Source organism: Nibribacter ruber, assembly GCF_009913235.1.
Lineage (GTDB): Bacteria > Bacteroidota > Bacteroidia > Cytophagales > Hymenobacteraceae > Nibribacter > Nibribacter ruber.
In genome coordinates, this window is record NZ_CP047897.1 from 4,196,201 (window position 1) to 4,210,952 (window position 14,752).

A 14,752-nucleotide genomic window follows, 5' to 3' on the forward strand; every position below is an offset into this window, starting at 1 on the left:
ATTAAAGGGAAAGCACCTGTTGCAGCACCTTCACCAACCAGTCTGCCTTAAAGAAGAAGAGCAGAACCGGAATGCAAAGTAAGGCTAAAAATAGGTAAGCCCCCAGCGGAAACTTTATTTTATCACCGCATTCCTTTCTGCGCATGAAAAGGGAGTACGGTATCTTGAGATAGTAATACAACGCCACGGCGGTAAGAAAGAGTGCCCCTGCCAGTAAAAGAAAAAATACCATTTGCCCCGTGGCCTGGTATCCCTCCCAGAGCTGCGAGAACACCAGCAGTTTGGCCACAAACCCACCCGTGGGCGGCAACCCGATCAAGCTAAGCAGAAACACCACGGCCAAGGCTCCCACATACGGCGCTTTCTTCCCCATGCCAGCCCATGCCTCTATGGCAGTAGAACCGGTGGCGTTCTGCAGCAACTGGATGACCAGGAAAAAGCCCATGTTAGAAAAGAGAAGCACCGTCACGTAGAACAAAACCGCGCTTCTGGAAGAGTCTGCGCCCAGCAGCAAGGTCAATAGCAAAAAGCCTGCGTGAGCAATAGAAGAATACGCCATGAGGCGTTTGGCGTCCTGCTGCAGCAAGGCCGTGAAATTCCCCAGCACCAGCGTGCCCACCGCCGCCACCTGCAACAACAAAAACAAAGAGGGGTTGCTCACTTGCAAATTATTCAAGGTTTCTGCACCACCCGCACAGAACCGCAGCAACACTAGCACCGCCGCTGTTTTTGGAGCCGTGGAGAAGAAGGCCACTACCCCAGTGGGCGCCGTCTGGTACACATCTGGCGCCCAGAAATGAAAAGGAAAACCGGCCAGTTTAAACAGGATCCCCGCCAGTACCAATCCCCAGACTAAGGTCAAGAACACCAATGGCACCTTTGTCAAAGAAGTCCAGAAGGCCGGCTCCAAGAATTGAAGCATCCCGCTTAGGCCATACAAAAAAGAGATGCCGTACAACATGACCCCAGACGCAAACATGCCATACAGAATGTACTTGACGCCCGCCTCTACCCGTGCCGGCGTAATAGAGGCCAACAACACCAGCAAATAAGACCCGATGGAGACCAGTTCCAACGACAGAAAAAGCATGAGCAGATTACTGGACCGCACCAATAAGTTGAGCCCCAGCACCACGGCCAGCAGCACCGCAAAAAACTCATTCTTGGTACTAGACCCGGTCTCGTGTTTCCACCCGAAACCCATGATCAGCAAAGACAACACTGCAGCACTACTGAACAGCCAACTTCCCCACAAGGCCAATCCGTCTTGGTAGAGCATGCCCATGAGGAGACTTCCCGTCACAAACGGCACTCCCCCGAAAACCTGTAAACCCTGCCATACCGCCACCGCCAATAGCACCAGAAAGGCAAACCTTGGCAACGCAGATCTAAGCTTGGGAGAAGGCAGCAAGTCCAGGCCCAGCACCAATAAAAAGCCTAACAACAGCAGACACTCAGGGCCCAGGCTACTCAGCCCTTCGGCGGTGAGCCTTATGGTGTCCTGCGGAGCGATGGGGGCTGGCATCTGCATTAGGGAAGTAGAGCTGAGGTGGGTTGCGTTGGCAGAATCAGTTGCAGGTACTGGGCCACGGTTGCGCCAGACTTATCTAGGAGCAAGGCCGGGAACAGTCCAAACAGCAAAATGAGCAGAGCCAGCGGCAACAAGAGAAGCATTTCGCGGCGCGTGAGGTCTACAAAGGACTTAGGCAGATCGGGACTCAGCCAGAACCGTCCGAAGAACATGCGTTGCAGGGTCCAGAGGTAATACGCCGCTGAAAGCACCAACCCTATGGCCGCCGCCAGGGCCATCCATCTGGGCAGATTTCCTCCGCCCGCCTTAGACCCAAATGCCCCCAGCAGCACCAGCAACTCGGCAATGAAACCAGAGAAGCCCGGCAATCCCAGGGAGGCGAAGAAAGCAATCACTACAAAGGTGGTGAATTTAGGAGCTACCATGGCCAAGCCTCTAAACCGATGGATGTCTCGGTTATGCATACGGTCATAGATGACGCCGGCAATCAAAAAGAGCATTCCTGAAATGAGCCCGTGGCTGAACAGTTGGAAGAGTGCCCCGTTCCAGCCTTCGGGGGTGAGCGCGGCCAGACCCAGCAACACAAAGCCCATATGCGAGACCGAGGAGTAGGCAATCAACTTTTTAAGGTCAGACATGGCCAAGGCACAGGCTCCGCCATACAGAATGGAAACCACGCCCAGCAATCCAATCCACCAACTCATCTCAGCGGCCTCGGCGGGGAAAAACGGGAAGGCAATCCGGAACAGGCCGTACCCTCCCACCTTCAATAAAATACTGGCCAGTAGCACAGAGATGGGCGTAGGTGCTTCTACGTGCGCATCGGGCAGCCAAGTGTGTACGGGCACCATGGGTAGTTTTATCACAAATCCCAGAAATATGGCCAAAAACGCCACCATCCGCGCCGAAAGGCCAAACAAGGAAAAGCCAGCCGCCGCATGCAAGATACTGCCCGGAATAAAGTTACGCGCCTCCAGGATGTTGGGTATGTTGAAGGCATGCACCACCTGCCCTGACGTCAATTGGCCGCTTTGCAACAGGGCTTGTACCTGGCGCACGCTTGCTTCGCCGGCAGGCAAACGCAATTGGGCCGCCGTAGCCGCTGGGTCCATCACCGATGCATACAGGCCAATAAATGCTAGCAGAATCAGCACTGAGCCCACCAAGGTGTAGAGGAAGAATTTGATGGCCGCGTATTCTCTTCTTGGTCCGCCCCAAATGCCTATCAGAAAATACATGGGCAGCAGCATGAACTCAAAGAAGAGGTAGAACAGGAACAAATCCAAGGCCAGAAAACAGCCCATCACACTGCCCAACAAAAGCAGATACAAACTTAGATAGCCTTTCAGATTTTTGGTGACCCGCCACGAGGACAAGATGCCGATCACGGAGATGAGGCCAGTGAGCAAAACCAGGGAAACGTTCAATCCGTCTACGCCCAACCAATAATAGATTTTCAACTGCCCCAAGCCACCCAGTTGCAGGGCTATCCAGTCATGCTTCTCCTGCCATTGAAACGCCTGTCCTGCTACACCTGATACCTTTCCCTGAAACTGGGTAAAAAGCAGCACTGACAAGAGCAATTCTACCAACGTAGCACCTAGGGAAACACTCTTCAGGAGGATGGTCTTTCTGGAAGGCAGAAAAAGGAGCACCAGCGCGGCTACCAGGGGAACAAAGAGGAGACTACTGAGCAGGTATGTCATGCGCTGAGAAAGAGACTACTAATAAAAAAGCCAGAAGAGCAATACCACCAGCCCCAGCAGCGAAAATAGATAATAAGATTGAATGTTGCCATTCTGGAGACTTCGGCCCAAGTGCCCTAGTTGCCGGGATAGCCAACCCACGGCCTGTACCACACCATCTACCACCCAGCGGTCTGCCCACGCGGTTAGTTTTGACAGCGCCACAAACCCTTTGCTGAAGGCGTGCAGTAGGTAATCCAGACCCTGATCTATGCGCTCGGTCATTTTTCCCAGAAACAGCGTGGGTTTCACTAAAAAACGAGAATAGGCCTCATTCATGAAAAACTGGTTTTTTAGCCAGTAGCGCCAGCCATACACAGGGAGCGTCTTTTCTTTGGACAGCACCGGATGCCGGGTAAAATAGGCCAGCGCCCCGCCTAGTAGAACCATGCCAACAGAGAGGAATGCCAGCCAAGGGAAATGCACCTTCTGCTCTCCTGAGGGAACAAAGGTATTGGCAGAAAGCGCCGCTGGAAGGTCCTGCATCAGCCAGCTCTGCTCCACTGACACCGGCGACCAGGAGAATGCTAACCAAAAGCTCAGAAGCGTCAAGACCAGCACCGGGCCCAGCATGCTCCAGGCTACTTCCTGGCGCGGGCTGTATTGGTAAGACCGAATGGGCAGCTGCAACCTGGGTCTCCCGAAGAACACCAGCAACACCTGCCGGCCCATGTAATACGCCGTGATCATGACCGTTAGAAAACCCACCGCCGGAATAAACCACCTTCCACTGCTTCCCGCCTGAGCCCATTGCACGCTTGCCTGCAACAAGGCCTCTTTAGACAGAAAACCCGAAAAGAACGGTAGGCCCACCAACGCCCCAGCCGTGATCAGGTAGCAGATAAAGGTGATGGGCAGCACCAGCCGCAAACCGCCCATGTTGCGCATGTCCTGCACATCTATGGGAGCTTCAAACAAGATTCTGTTGGAGTGATGCTGCCAGGCGTGCTGCACCGCATGAATTAATATTCCGGCCAATAAAAAGAGGGCAGCCTTGAAAAACGCGTGCGTGAGCAGATGGAACAAAGAAGCTTCAGGCGCCCCAATGCCCACGCCCATGACCATGTAGCCCAATTGGGAGACCGTAGAAAAAGCCAGCACTTTTTTGATGTCCTGCTGCTGACTGGCCGCCAACGCACCCAACAAGGCGGTGAAAGCCCCCACTAAAGCCATGGTCAACAATACCTCGGCCACGAAAAACGGAAAACAGCGTGCCAACAAATACACCCCCGCCGCTACCATGGTGGCCGCATGAATTAAAGCCGAGACTGGCGTAGGTCCTTGCATGGCATCGGGTAACCAGACCTGCAAGGGAAACTGCGCTGATTTTCCCATGGCGCCCACCAACAAGCCAAACCCCAGCAAAAGCAACAGGCCGTTTTCTGCACCCTCTGGCAAGGTGGCTAACATGCCTTGGGCGTCTTGCAAACTAAAGGAGTGAAACAACCCATAAAAGGCGAACAAGGCCCACAAAAAGCCCACGTCTCCTATTCTATTCACCAGAAAGGCCTTGGTGCTAGCCTTCGCCGCCGCCTGCCGCTGGTACCAAAACCCAATCAAAAGATAGGACAGGAACCCTACCAGTTCCCAGCAAATGAACAACACCAGCAAGTTGTCGGCCAGCAAAAGCCCCAGCATACAGGCCGTGAACAAACTCAGATAGGCATAATACCGGGCATACAGCGCATCTCCCTTCATATAGCCAAGGGAGAACACCATCACCAGGAAGGAGATGAACGTGACCACCACCAGCATCACCACTGTCAGGTTATCCAGGTACACGCCAGCGTCAAAAGCCAAAATGGTGCCCTGAGAGCCGGGCAGCGTGAACCACGTGAATTGGGAGTGCAAAGGTTCCTGCCCCCAGACCTGCCCGAACAAAAACAGCGCCCCGGTCAAGGATAAGAACATGAACCCAATGGCCAGCCAGTCACCGTGCCGGGGAAGGCGTTTGCCTAGCAAGAACAGCGTAAGAAACGAAAGCAGAGGCATTACCAGCAAACCCGCTACCGTGACCCTCTCCAGCAAAGAAAGGGACTGCCCCAACACTGGAGCCGCCAGAAGCAAGGTCTGCAGACTAGCCATTCAGTTGGTCTATGTCTTGTACATGCGCGGTTTTAAACCACTTGAATACCTGCAACACAATGGCCAAGGCCACGGCGGTTTCAGCGGCCGCAATAAGCATCACAAACAAACTGTACACCTGGCCCTGCAAGCGCTCTGGGTCATATTGCGCGAAGGCTACCAGATTAAGATTTGCCGCGTTGAACAGCAATTCAATGCCCATTAACACCGCAATGGCGTGCCGCTTGGTTAACACAATGGCCAGTCCCAGGCAGAACAAAACAGCGCCCAGCACTAGCAGATGCAATAATGGTACGGCTGTCATCATTTGCGCGAGGTTTGTTTGGTGATGGCCGCCGCGCCCACCAGGGCCACCAACAGCAGCACGGAGGCAACCTCAAAAGGCAGCACATAGGTAGAAATCAATTGCCGCCCCAAACTATGCAACGACGTATATTTTCCCAACGCCGCTTGCTCTGCCAACGCTGGTACAGCCGGGTACTTCGAAAAAGCTTCGGAAAAGGAATGGACTAGTATCCAACCGCCGCCGCCTAACAAAGCTGCTGCCAGCAGCAGTCCCAGCCATCGGTTCACGGGTTCCTGCACCAAGAAATTACCAGTACTATTGGAGCTCAGCAGCAGCCCGAAGAGAATCAAGACCAACACCCCGCCCACATACACCATAATCTGCGCCACTGCTACAAAATCGGCGTATAACAGCACGTAAATGGCCGCCAACCCCAACAGTGTTAGAAGCAAGGCAAAGGCCATGTGCAATAGGTTTTTACTCAGCAGCAACCATACCCCTCCAGTCACCGACAAGGCAGCGAACAAATAGAACAGCAGTTGGGGCAATGACAGCATAGACGCGGGCGAAGTCAACGGGAGCCAAGTTCGGAAAAGACGCTGGAACGGCCAAGCATCTGCCCGGCAAAGTGCACCACCGCGTTTTTGGCCGCTTTCTTGGAAAATAGCCGAAAAACGGGGTATAGGGAGGAGTTGTGAATCTAGGGCGCGACTTTTAACTGTCCAAGCAAGCATTACCTTTTTGTATATTTTCACCACTCAGCTCCTTCTATAAAAGGTAGGTAGCTTAATCTGTTTATGTCAACAGTTCCCTTCGCTCTCTTCAAGGGGAGAATCTGCGTTTGGTAAAGCATTTTGTGGACAGTGGCGGGAAAAAAGAGAGGAGAAAGAGCCGCATGTCCAGAAACTCACACCAGTGAGAGTGGTGAGACCGCCTGCTTCCTACAACCAACCCTCAGCAATTAGCCATCAACAACCAGCAATTACAAACCAACCATCAGCAACTGACTCCCCTCGTTTTTCGCTAAATTCCCAGAAAAACACTCCAAAAACGATAAAACAACGGTTCACGAAAGGACCACTTCTCCAAAAAACTCCTTACAACCCATCCACAAAAAACAAACTTTGGCGGCAGCATTTTTCCATGCTCCCAGATAAAATCTGTAGGTTTGCAGGTAGACAGGCGCAAGGCAACAACGGGTGGTCGGGCACGCAATAGACAGGCGTATGATTAGATGTTTCTATTTAAAAGGAGGGGAGCTGACCTGGGAGAAAAACCCGGAGTCGTTTCAGCAGGAAGAGGAGAAGGGCCGCATTATCTGGGTAGATTTGCAGGCTCCCTCAGACCATGAGCAGCGGCGGGTAGAAGAAGCCTTCGGGATAGAGTTGTTCACCCAGCAGGAAGCCGCCGAGATTGAAAGTTCTTCGCGCTATTTTGAAGACGAGGGCGGTTTCTTTGAAGCCAACACGGCCTTTGTCATGCACCAGGAAGGAAGCTACATCACGCGCCAGGTGTCCTTTATCTTGCAGAGAAATATCCTTTTCACCATGCGCCGCACAGAGCTGAAATCGTTTGGCGAAACGGTGCGCAAAATGAAGACCTTTAAGGGCACTACCATCCGGGCCATTCAGGTGTGGCTGTTGCTCTTAGAGACCCAGATTGACAACGACGCCGACTTCATCGAGCACCTCACCCGTACCACCAACGTCATCAGTAAGCGCCTGGTCAAAGAGCAGTCCATTGAAGAAGAGGTCCTGATCAGAATCACCGAACTTCAGGAAAACACCATTCTTATTAGAGAAAGCATCGTGGATAAACAGCGGCTGGTGTCTTCGCTGCTGCGGTCTTTCTCCATTGATGAGCCAGAGAAGGAGCGGTTGCGCATTGTCATCAAAGACATTAACTCGCTCTTGCAGCACACGCAGTTCAGCTTTGAGCGTCTGGAATATCTGCAGAATACCTTTCTGGGTTTGGTGAACATAGAGCAGAACAAGGTCATCAAGATATTCACGGTAGTGACGGTGGTGTTCATGCCGCCCACGCTCATTGCCAGCATCTATGGCATGAACTTCAAATTCATGCCTGAACTGGATTGGGTAGGCGGGTATCCGTTTGCCCTGGTCTTGATGGTGCTGGCCTCCATGGGCTTTCTGTGGTACTTCAGGCGGAAGAAGTGGTTGTAGGTTTAGCCTTGCTTTACACAATCCCAGCCTTAGTTACAGCCGTCTAAGTGAGCTTTGTGCATACACGTAGTGGTGTGGCCGCCTGCGTGGTAAGGACTATGATCACATGGGATGATGTCTTGCTCATGCATTTTATGTACACAGTCTTTCTTCTGGGCAACCTGCGGCGGAATGCTGAGCCGCTGCATGATCAAATTAATAAGGTGAATCCTTTCTGGGGTGGGAACAGACGTGAGCTTTCCATGTTCTCCTTCAGATTCAAGGTAGTGTAACGTGGCGAATAGGTAGGACCTGTCCACAGAGAAGAAGGTCTCGCAGGCAAAGGCATCTGCGGCAATTTCAAATTCGCGGGTAAGTTGCAGCATGCCCTTAGACGCTTTATTCAAACGCTTTTTATTGACATGGGCCCTGTAAATGTGGCCGTACTCATGGGCCTGGAAAAACGCCGTGACAAAAGGACCCACCTCTAAGGCCATCACAGGATTGTACTCAATTACATACGATTGCAGGCTGTCATTGTAGTTGGCCTTGACAATGTCTTTAAGGGCTGAGTTAGGAAGCAAGGGGATGGGAGCCTCCCAGACTTGAGAATAAGCCGGCGATGCCAGTGCGCAAAGGGCTATGAAAAACAGGAATGGTATAAATTTCTTCATTGAATATTTTATATAACTTAAACCTAATATAACGGAAGGGCTTTTATAAACAATGGCTTCTAGTCTATTTCCTCTTCCTCTGATAAGGCATCCGTCTATTCGTCAAACTCCTCGTCCTCTTCTTCCTCTGTTCCGTTCACACCCCGCAACAGCTCCTTCATCAGGTCTTCCTGCGCAGGTTCATAGATAAGTTCGCCTTTCTGTAGGAAGCGGTTGATGTTGAGCAGGACCTCGTAGATGGGCGTGTGCACGTGCTTAGGTATTTTGAAGATACGGGCGTCGCGCTTGTCAAAAGGCGTAGGCACCTGCGAGTCATAGAGGTAGGGCACCAGAATCTTGGAGACGCTTAGGCAGATGCGGTGCACCTGGTGGTCTTTAAAATACTCCTGCAAACGCCCGTTGATGTTCTCAAAGAATTCCAGGGTCTCTCCCAGTCGCACGCGTGAACCGGCGCGTGACTTGCCCTTGGTCTTGAGGTGCTTGATCTGGCTCTTGCCTTGTTTCTTGCGCACCATGTAGGCCCTGAACACCTTGTGGTTCAGATGGAGGCCGTCCTCAAAATAACCCATGGCACAACTTCCGCTCTGCACCAACAGAATCACGTAATGCACTCCGCACGTTTCTTCTTCCAACTCCTGGCCGGGAGGCGGCAGGGTGATGGGTAGCCGGAAAAATGCCAGTTCGTTTTGGTGGGCGTCTAACAAAACCATGCGGTGCTTCTCCTGCTCATACACAGACTGCACGGCTATCTTTTGAATGTTCTGCAGAATCTGGAGAGAGGCGTCTCTGTGGAATAAGCGGTTCATGGCGGGCGATGGAAGAAATGCGTTTTTGCCCTAATTTCCGGAAAATACCCCAAAAACGCCCTATGTACCCAGAGATCAGAGAAAGGCAGCCGCTTAAAGGACTAGCGCCTAATGGCTAGGGAAGAGCTTTGGCTATGACAGAAACCCTTTCACCAGGGCAATGGCGGTGATGAGCAGCCAGATGGAGTTGAGCACCCAACTGGCGTGCGCTTTCTTATTGACGGCGTAAATGATCAGGAAAAAACAGCCGAACACGTTTAAAAGCAGGTACTCCTTAGACTGGCTGCCAATCACGTTGAGGCTGTTCATGCCAAAGGCCAGCAGCGAGCACAACGCGCCGGCCCACCCGATGGCTTCCTTCAGGTGTTTGCGGGGTAGAGATAAGCTTCTTTCCATTTTACAAAGGAAGAGGACGCAGACTTGGCAAAAAATGCTAATCTTGGATTGACTAATGCACAAACCAAATCACCGAGGGTGGAACTACAGCAGATAAAATACTTTCTGGCGCTGGCGCAGGAGCTTCATTTCTGGAATACCGCAGAAAAGATGTTCATCACACAGTCGGCTCTAAGCCGTCAGATCAAAGCCCTGGAAGAGGAGTTGGGTGTGCGTTTGTTTGAGCGCAGTAAGCGCAACGTAAAGCTCACCGAGGCCGGCGTTTTCCTGCGCGACCGCTGGCTGCCGCTGCTGGAGGAGATTGCCCGCACGCACCGGCAAGCCAGAAAGATCCACGAAGGCGCGTTTGGTTCCATCTCCATCGGGTACCCGGGCTCGGTGGCCTATGGCTTTCTACCCGAAGTAGTCTCCAGAATTTCTCAACAGCTGCCCGAACTCAAAGTGGCGCTGGTAGAACCCGTGGATGCAAGTTTTGAGGAGCTGCTCCTTAATTTTCAGATAGACTTGGCCTTTAGGAGAGACCCCGCCGAAAACCCTTCGCTGCAGTCCTTGTGCCTGTACTCAGAACCGTTTTCCTTGATTGTGCCGGAGCATCATTGGGTCACCCAGGAGAACTTTAAGAGCCTGCAAGACCTGCACCAGGAGAAGTTCATTCTCTCTGCCTTGCACCAGAAGACGCATTACGTGAACACCCTCAACCACATGTTCAGGGAGTACGGTCTTACGCCCAACGTGTACATTGAATCTGATTTCGGGGCGATGATTCTGGGTTTGGTGGCGCGGGGCTTAGGCATTTCTGTGATGCCCAGTTCCTACGCCATCGGGGCGCCGCCCAACGTGCGCTTCATTCACCTGCCGCAGCACGTGAACCTGTACATGACCTGGCGCAAAGACGACAACAGCCCCGTGCTCAAGAACGTGCTGGAACTGGTGCACCTGGTGGCCAAAGACTTTTCCCAAGGCAAAGGCATGGAGCTATAGAACTGTCGTTTTGGGCTATTTTCCAGAAAACAACCCAAAAACGGAGGCTCTGCCTTTTGCAACCTCAGGCTTCGGCTTCTAAAAAACCTTCACCTTGACCCTTCTTGTGGATTTGTATTCCTTCGGATTTATACTCCCATGCCAAGACGTTTTCTCGTTCTACCGCTTTAAAGGGTCTTCAGAGTATCAGCTACGGTGACGGAAAGGGGAGTGGTGGGGCGGCCAATCAGTTTGGAAAGCTGGTGGCTGTCATCATATAAGTCTCCCTGTGACGCCGACACATCCCAACCGGCAATGGCTTGGGCAAGGTCTTCGGGTAGGCCAAAGCTGCCCAGTGCGGCGGCGTAGTCTTCTTGGGGCAGGTTCGTGTAAGGTATGTCCTTGCCGGTCTGGCGGGAAATCTCGGCGGCTAGGTCACGTAAAGTATAGGCGGAGTCGCCGGCCAGTTCATAGACTTTTCCCTGGTGGCCATTGCCGGTGAGGACGGCTACGGCGGCGGCGGCATAATCGGCGCGGGCCGCTGAAGAAATCTTGCCTTCGCCGGCGCTGCCTATGAACGCGCCGCCCGCCAGAGCGCCGCCCAGGGAGTTGGTGTAGTTCTCAGTGTACCAACCATTGCGCAGCAGCGTGTAGTCAATGCCTGAATCTTTTAAAAGCTGCTCGGTGGCACGGTGCTCGCCGGCCAGGCTCAAGGTAGACGTGTCTGCGTGCAACAGGCTGGTGTAGACAATCCATTTTACGCCGGCTTTCTTGGCGGCCGTAATCACGTTCTGGTGCTGAACGGCCCGTTTGCCCACTTCACTCCCCGAGATCAGCAGCAGCGTGTCAATGCCTTGCAGGGCTCTGTCTAAGGTGTCTGGTTTTTCATAGTCAGCCTCGCGGGTCTCAATGCCCAGGTCTGCGGCCTTCTGGGGCGAGCGCACCAGGCCAATGATGTCGTCTGTGGTTCCTTTTTCTTTTAGTTGCTGGATGACCAATCTGCCCAGGTGGCCGGTGGCTCCGGTAATGGCTATTCTCTTCATGGTGTTCATTTAATTTACTTAATCTGTGTATGTACGTAACTGAAAGGGAATGCTCAATGAAAGAGTAAAAGATTGCTGCGATACGTTCCCTTATTGCGGCACCAGAAACCCACCAGATCCGGCTACTTTCTGCGCCGGAAGAGAAGAGTATAAAACATGCGCCCTGTATGACGTTTACCATTGAAGAATTATTGCTGGGAGCCTCAGTGCTTCTGTTCCTGAGCATCTTGCTGAGCAAAAGTCTGGGCCGTTTCGGGATTCCTGCCTTGCTTCTGTTTCTGGGTGTGGGCATTCTGGCGGGCTCTGAGGGCATTGGCGGCATCTACTTTGATGATTTTGGCACGGCGCAGTCTCTGGGTACTATCGCCTTGACCATCATCTTGTTTTCGGGTGGGTTGGACACGCGCTGGGCAGCCACCAAACCCGTGCTCTGGCGGGGCATTGCCCTGTCTACGCTGGGCGTGTTCATCACGGCCATGCTGGTGGGTCTCTTTGCGACGTACGTCATGGACTTCACCCTTCTGGAGGGGCTGCTACTTGGGGCCATTGTGTCTTCTACAGATGCGGCGGCGGTGTTCTCCATTCTCAGGTCCAGTAAAATAGGCCTTAAGAACAACCTGGGCCCCACGCTGGAACTGGAATCTGGCAGCAATGACCCCATGGCCTATTTCCTGACGGTGAGCTTTACCTTTCTGATCACCAGCCAGGGCGCCAGCATCTGGCAGTTGGTGCCCATGTTTTTCCTGCAGATGAGCATTGGTGGCGTGGCGGGCGTTGTCATGGGCCGGACCATGGGCTGGGTCATCAATAAAATTAAGCTGCAACAGGAGGGTTTGTACCCGGCCCTCACGCTGGCCATGCTATTGTTTACGTTTTCCTTCACCAACCTCATTCAGGGCAACGGCTTTCTGGCAGTGTACATTTCGGCGGTGCTGCTGGGTAACAGCAATTTTCTGCACAAGGGAAGCCTTACGCGGTTTTATGACGGCCTGGCCTGGCTCATGCAGATTGTCATGTTCTTAACGCTGGGGCTGCTGGTGTTTCCGTCGCACATTGTGCCGGTGCTGGCGTCGGGGCTTTTAATCTCGCTGTTCCTTATTTTCGTGGCGCGGCCCATCAGCGTGTTTCTGGGGATGGCGTTTTTCAAAGCCTCTTTCCGGGACAAGGTGTATGTGTCCTGGGTAGGTCTGCGTGGCGCGGTGCCCATTGTGTTTGCCATGTACCCGCTGCTGGCCGGCGTTGAGAATTCTGAGATGATCTTTAACATGGTGTTCTTCATTGTCCTCACCTCTGTCATGCTGCAGGGTACTACGCTTAAAGTGGTGGCAGACTGGTTGCACCTGAGCGAGGAGGACCATTCGCTGAAGATGCTGGCCCTTGGCGCCGAAAGAGGGTACGCCTCCAAGAACTCACTGGTAGAGCTGGAGATGGACCGAAACTGGCGCTCCGTAGGCAAACCCATTGTAGAACTGGACCTGCCTAAAACAGCGCTCATCGTACTCATTGACAGAAGCGGCTCCTTCGTCACGCCCAACGGCGCTACCGTGCTGCAACCCGAGGACAAGCTCATGCTCATGGTAGAAAATGAACAGGAACTGGACCGCGTACGTGCAGCTTTGCAGTGAGAGAAAGTAGCAGCCTCGTTTTTGGCTTGTTTTCTGGAAAATAGGCGAAAACGGCGGTTCTCCTTATATGGTCAATAAAGCAATTCCTTATCACCGCATTAAGGCTGATCTAACAAGCGAGCTAACTCGCTCCGCATTAATACTGATTTTCATCTACAGAACATAAATATTTATAATCTAATAGCAGATATTAATTTAAAAATATATACCTTTTATAATGTAGATAGTTATCAGTCACTTAATTAATTTAATAATGGATTTTCAAGATGTAATTAAAGCACTTGGTGAGAAGGTTTCTCGCATGCAAGATTCAATTCAAACCGAGGAAGCAACCAAGATGGCATTTGTGATGCCCTTCATCTCTGCCCTGGGGTATGATGTTTTTAATCCAATGGAAGTAGTGCCTGAGTTTATTGCTGATTTGGGTATTAAAAAAGGAGAGAAGGTTGACTATTGCATCTTCAAGGATGGCGCAGCATCTATCATTATAGAGAGTAAGCATTAGAAGGAGAAGCTAGACGTTCACAACTCGCAACTGCATAGGTATTTTCATGTTACGGCGGCCAGGTTTGGGATTCTGACCAACGGCATCACCTATAGGTTCTACACTGATTTGGTAGAGTCAAATAAGATGGATGATAAACCCTTCTGGGAATTTAATATCACAGATTTAAATGAACAGGCAACGTTTGAGCTCAAGAAATACCACAAATCGCATTTTAGTGTAGAGAACATTCTGAGCTCAGCCACTGAATTGAAATATGCTAAAGAGATTAAGCGCATCATGTTAGAGGAAATGGCAAATCCAACAGATCCGTTTGTAAAGCACTTCGGCAAACAGATTGTGTCTGGGCCTATGACTGCAAAAGTGTTAGAGCAGTTCACTGGATTAGTAAAGAAATCTCTGAATGGTTTGATTAGTGAAATGATTAGTGATAGGTTAAAATCTGCTTTGGCTTCTGAAGAAGACAGAAGTTTTGTGCAGACTAGAGTGGCAGAAGATACTACCGTACACCCTGTAACTACAGAAGCGGTAAGTAAAGTAACTACCACCGAAGCAGAGAAAGAAGCTTTTTACATTATCCGATCTATTCTAAGAGCCAAATTAGACGCAAACCGAGTCTGCCATAGAGACACCCAAAGTTATTTTGGCGTGCTATTAGATGACAATAACAGAAGGCCTATCTGCCGCCTAAATTTAGAAGGTGCCAAAAAGACCATAACGCTGTTTGATGAAGCTAAAAAGGAGTCTAGGCACGAGTTACAAAATCTAGATGATATCTACGCCCACTCAGATCAGTTAATCAATACAGCTTTGAGTTATGACATAAAGACAATTTCTGTCAATTAAATTTTTAGTTCAAGAGCCAGATTTATGAAAGTCTGGCTCTTTTTTTTATGAATAGTATTAGTCCACAAATTTACTTCAGCACCTTTCC

General features: G+C 51.5%; 14 protein-coding genes. 5 read left to right on the plus strand and 9 right to left on the minus strand.

The annotated features are described in order from the left end of the window. Window position 1: 1 nt before the first annotated feature. The 5 genes from GU926_RS17735 to GU926_RS17755 are packed head-to-tail and all read right to left on the minus strand — an operon-like array spanning window position 2 to window position 6,204. The gene (locus tag GU926_RS17735; RefSeq protein WP_160694268.1) at window positions 2-1,525 is read right to left on the minus strand and encodes an NADH-quinone oxidoreductase subunit N; all 1,524 of its coding nucleotides are present in this window, start codon (window positions 1,523-1,525) and stop codon (window positions 2-4) included. A gap of 5 nt (window positions 1,526-1,530) precedes the next feature. Continuing rightward, complete coding sequence (locus GU926_RS17740) at window positions 1,531-3,237, minus strand: complex I subunit 4 family protein (protein ID WP_160694270.1); 1,707 nt, start codon at window positions 3,235-3,237, stop codon at window positions 1,531-1,533. A gap of 18 nt (window positions 3,238-3,255) precedes the next feature. Further along, window positions 3,256-5,361 (minus strand): NADH-quinone oxidoreductase subunit 5 family protein, encoded by a 2,106-nt coding sequence (locus GU926_RS17745; RefSeq protein WP_160694272.1) that lies wholly within the window; start codon window positions 5,359-5,361, stop codon window positions 3,256-3,258. After that, window positions 5,354-5,665 carry an NADH-quinone oxidoreductase subunit NuoK gene (gene nuoK / locus GU926_RS17750; RefSeq protein WP_394350783.1) on the minus strand — a complete coding sequence of 104 codons (312 nt, stop codon included), beginning with the start codon at window positions 5,663-5,665 and terminating at the stop codon, window positions 5,354-5,356. Before nuoK ends, GU926_RS17745 begins: the two co-directional genes overlap by 8 nt. Continuing rightward, on the minus strand, window positions 5,665-6,204 hold the full coding sequence (locus GU926_RS17755) for an NADH-quinone oxidoreductase subunit J family protein (protein ID WP_232058374.1): 540 nt from the start codon (window positions 6,202-6,204) through the stop codon (window positions 5,665-5,667). Before GU926_RS17755 ends, nuoK begins: the two co-directional genes overlap by 1 nt. Window positions 6,205-6,873: 669 nt before the next feature. Between GU926_RS17755 and corA the strand changes: the two genes are divergently transcribed. Continuing rightward, entirely contained in the window at window positions 6,874-7,830 is a 957-nt protein-coding gene (gene corA / locus GU926_RS17760) for a magnesium/cobalt transporter CorA (RefSeq protein ID WP_160694276.1), read from the plus strand. Window positions 7,831-7,859: 29 nt separating this feature from the next. Here the strand turns inward: corA and GU926_RS17765 are convergent, their stop codons facing one another. The 3 genes from GU926_RS17765 to GU926_RS17775 all read right to left on the minus strand — a co-directional run bounded on the left by GU926_RS17765 (window position 7,860) and on the right by GU926_RS17775 (window position 9,685). After that, window positions 7,860-8,483, minus strand: coding sequence for a M48 family metalloprotease (locus GU926_RS17765; RefSeq protein ID WP_160694278.1), 624 nt, complete (start codon window positions 8,481-8,483; stop codon window positions 7,860-7,862). Window positions 8,484-8,578: 95 nt separating this feature from the next. After that, window positions 8,579-9,289, minus strand: a complete 711-nt coding sequence (locus GU926_RS17770) for a hypothetical protein (protein ID WP_160694280.1) — start codon at window positions 9,287-9,289, stop codon at window positions 8,579-8,581. A 132-nt stretch (window positions 9,290-9,421) separates the two neighbouring features. Next, on the minus strand, window positions 9,422-9,685 hold the full coding sequence (locus tag GU926_RS17775; RefSeq protein ID WP_160694282.1) for a CBU_0592 family membrane protein: 264 nt from the start codon (window positions 9,683-9,685) through the stop codon (window positions 9,422-9,424). Between the two features lie 48 nt (window positions 9,686-9,733). Here GU926_RS17775 and GU926_RS17780 point away from each other — a divergent pair, with 48 nt between their 5' ends. Then, window positions 9,734-10,666, plus strand: a complete 933-nt coding sequence (locus GU926_RS17780) for a LysR family transcriptional regulator (protein WP_232058375.1) — start codon at window positions 9,734-9,736, stop codon at window positions 10,664-10,666. 167 nt (window positions 10,667-10,833) lie between these two features. Here GU926_RS17780 and GU926_RS17785 read toward each other — a convergent pair whose 3' ends face one another. After that, window positions 10,834-11,688, minus strand: a complete 855-nt coding sequence (locus GU926_RS17785) for an SDR family oxidoreductase (RefSeq protein ID WP_232058376.1) — start codon at window positions 11,686-11,688, stop codon at window positions 10,834-10,836. Window positions 11,689-11,855: 167 nt separating this feature from the next. Here GU926_RS17785 and GU926_RS17790 point away from each other — a divergent pair, with 167 nt between their 5' ends. From GU926_RS17790 to GU926_RS17795, 3 genes are all read left to right on the plus strand, one after another. Then, on the plus strand, window positions 11,856-13,313 hold the full coding sequence (locus tag GU926_RS17790; RefSeq protein ID WP_160694286.1) for a potassium/proton antiporter: 1,458 nt from the start codon (window positions 11,856-11,858) through the stop codon (window positions 13,311-13,313). A 253-nt stretch (window positions 13,314-13,566) separates the two neighbouring features. Then, window positions 13,567-13,818 (plus strand): hypothetical protein, encoded by a 252-nt coding sequence (locus tag GU926_RS18540; RefSeq protein WP_232058377.1) that lies wholly within the window; start codon window positions 13,567-13,569, stop codon window positions 13,816-13,818. 126 nt (window positions 13,819-13,944) lie between these two features. Further along, complete coding sequence (locus GU926_RS17795; RefSeq protein WP_232058378.1) at window positions 13,945-14,664, plus strand: hypothetical protein; 720 nt, start codon at window positions 13,945-13,947, stop codon at window positions 14,662-14,664. Window positions 14,665-14,752: the final 88 nt, after the last annotated feature.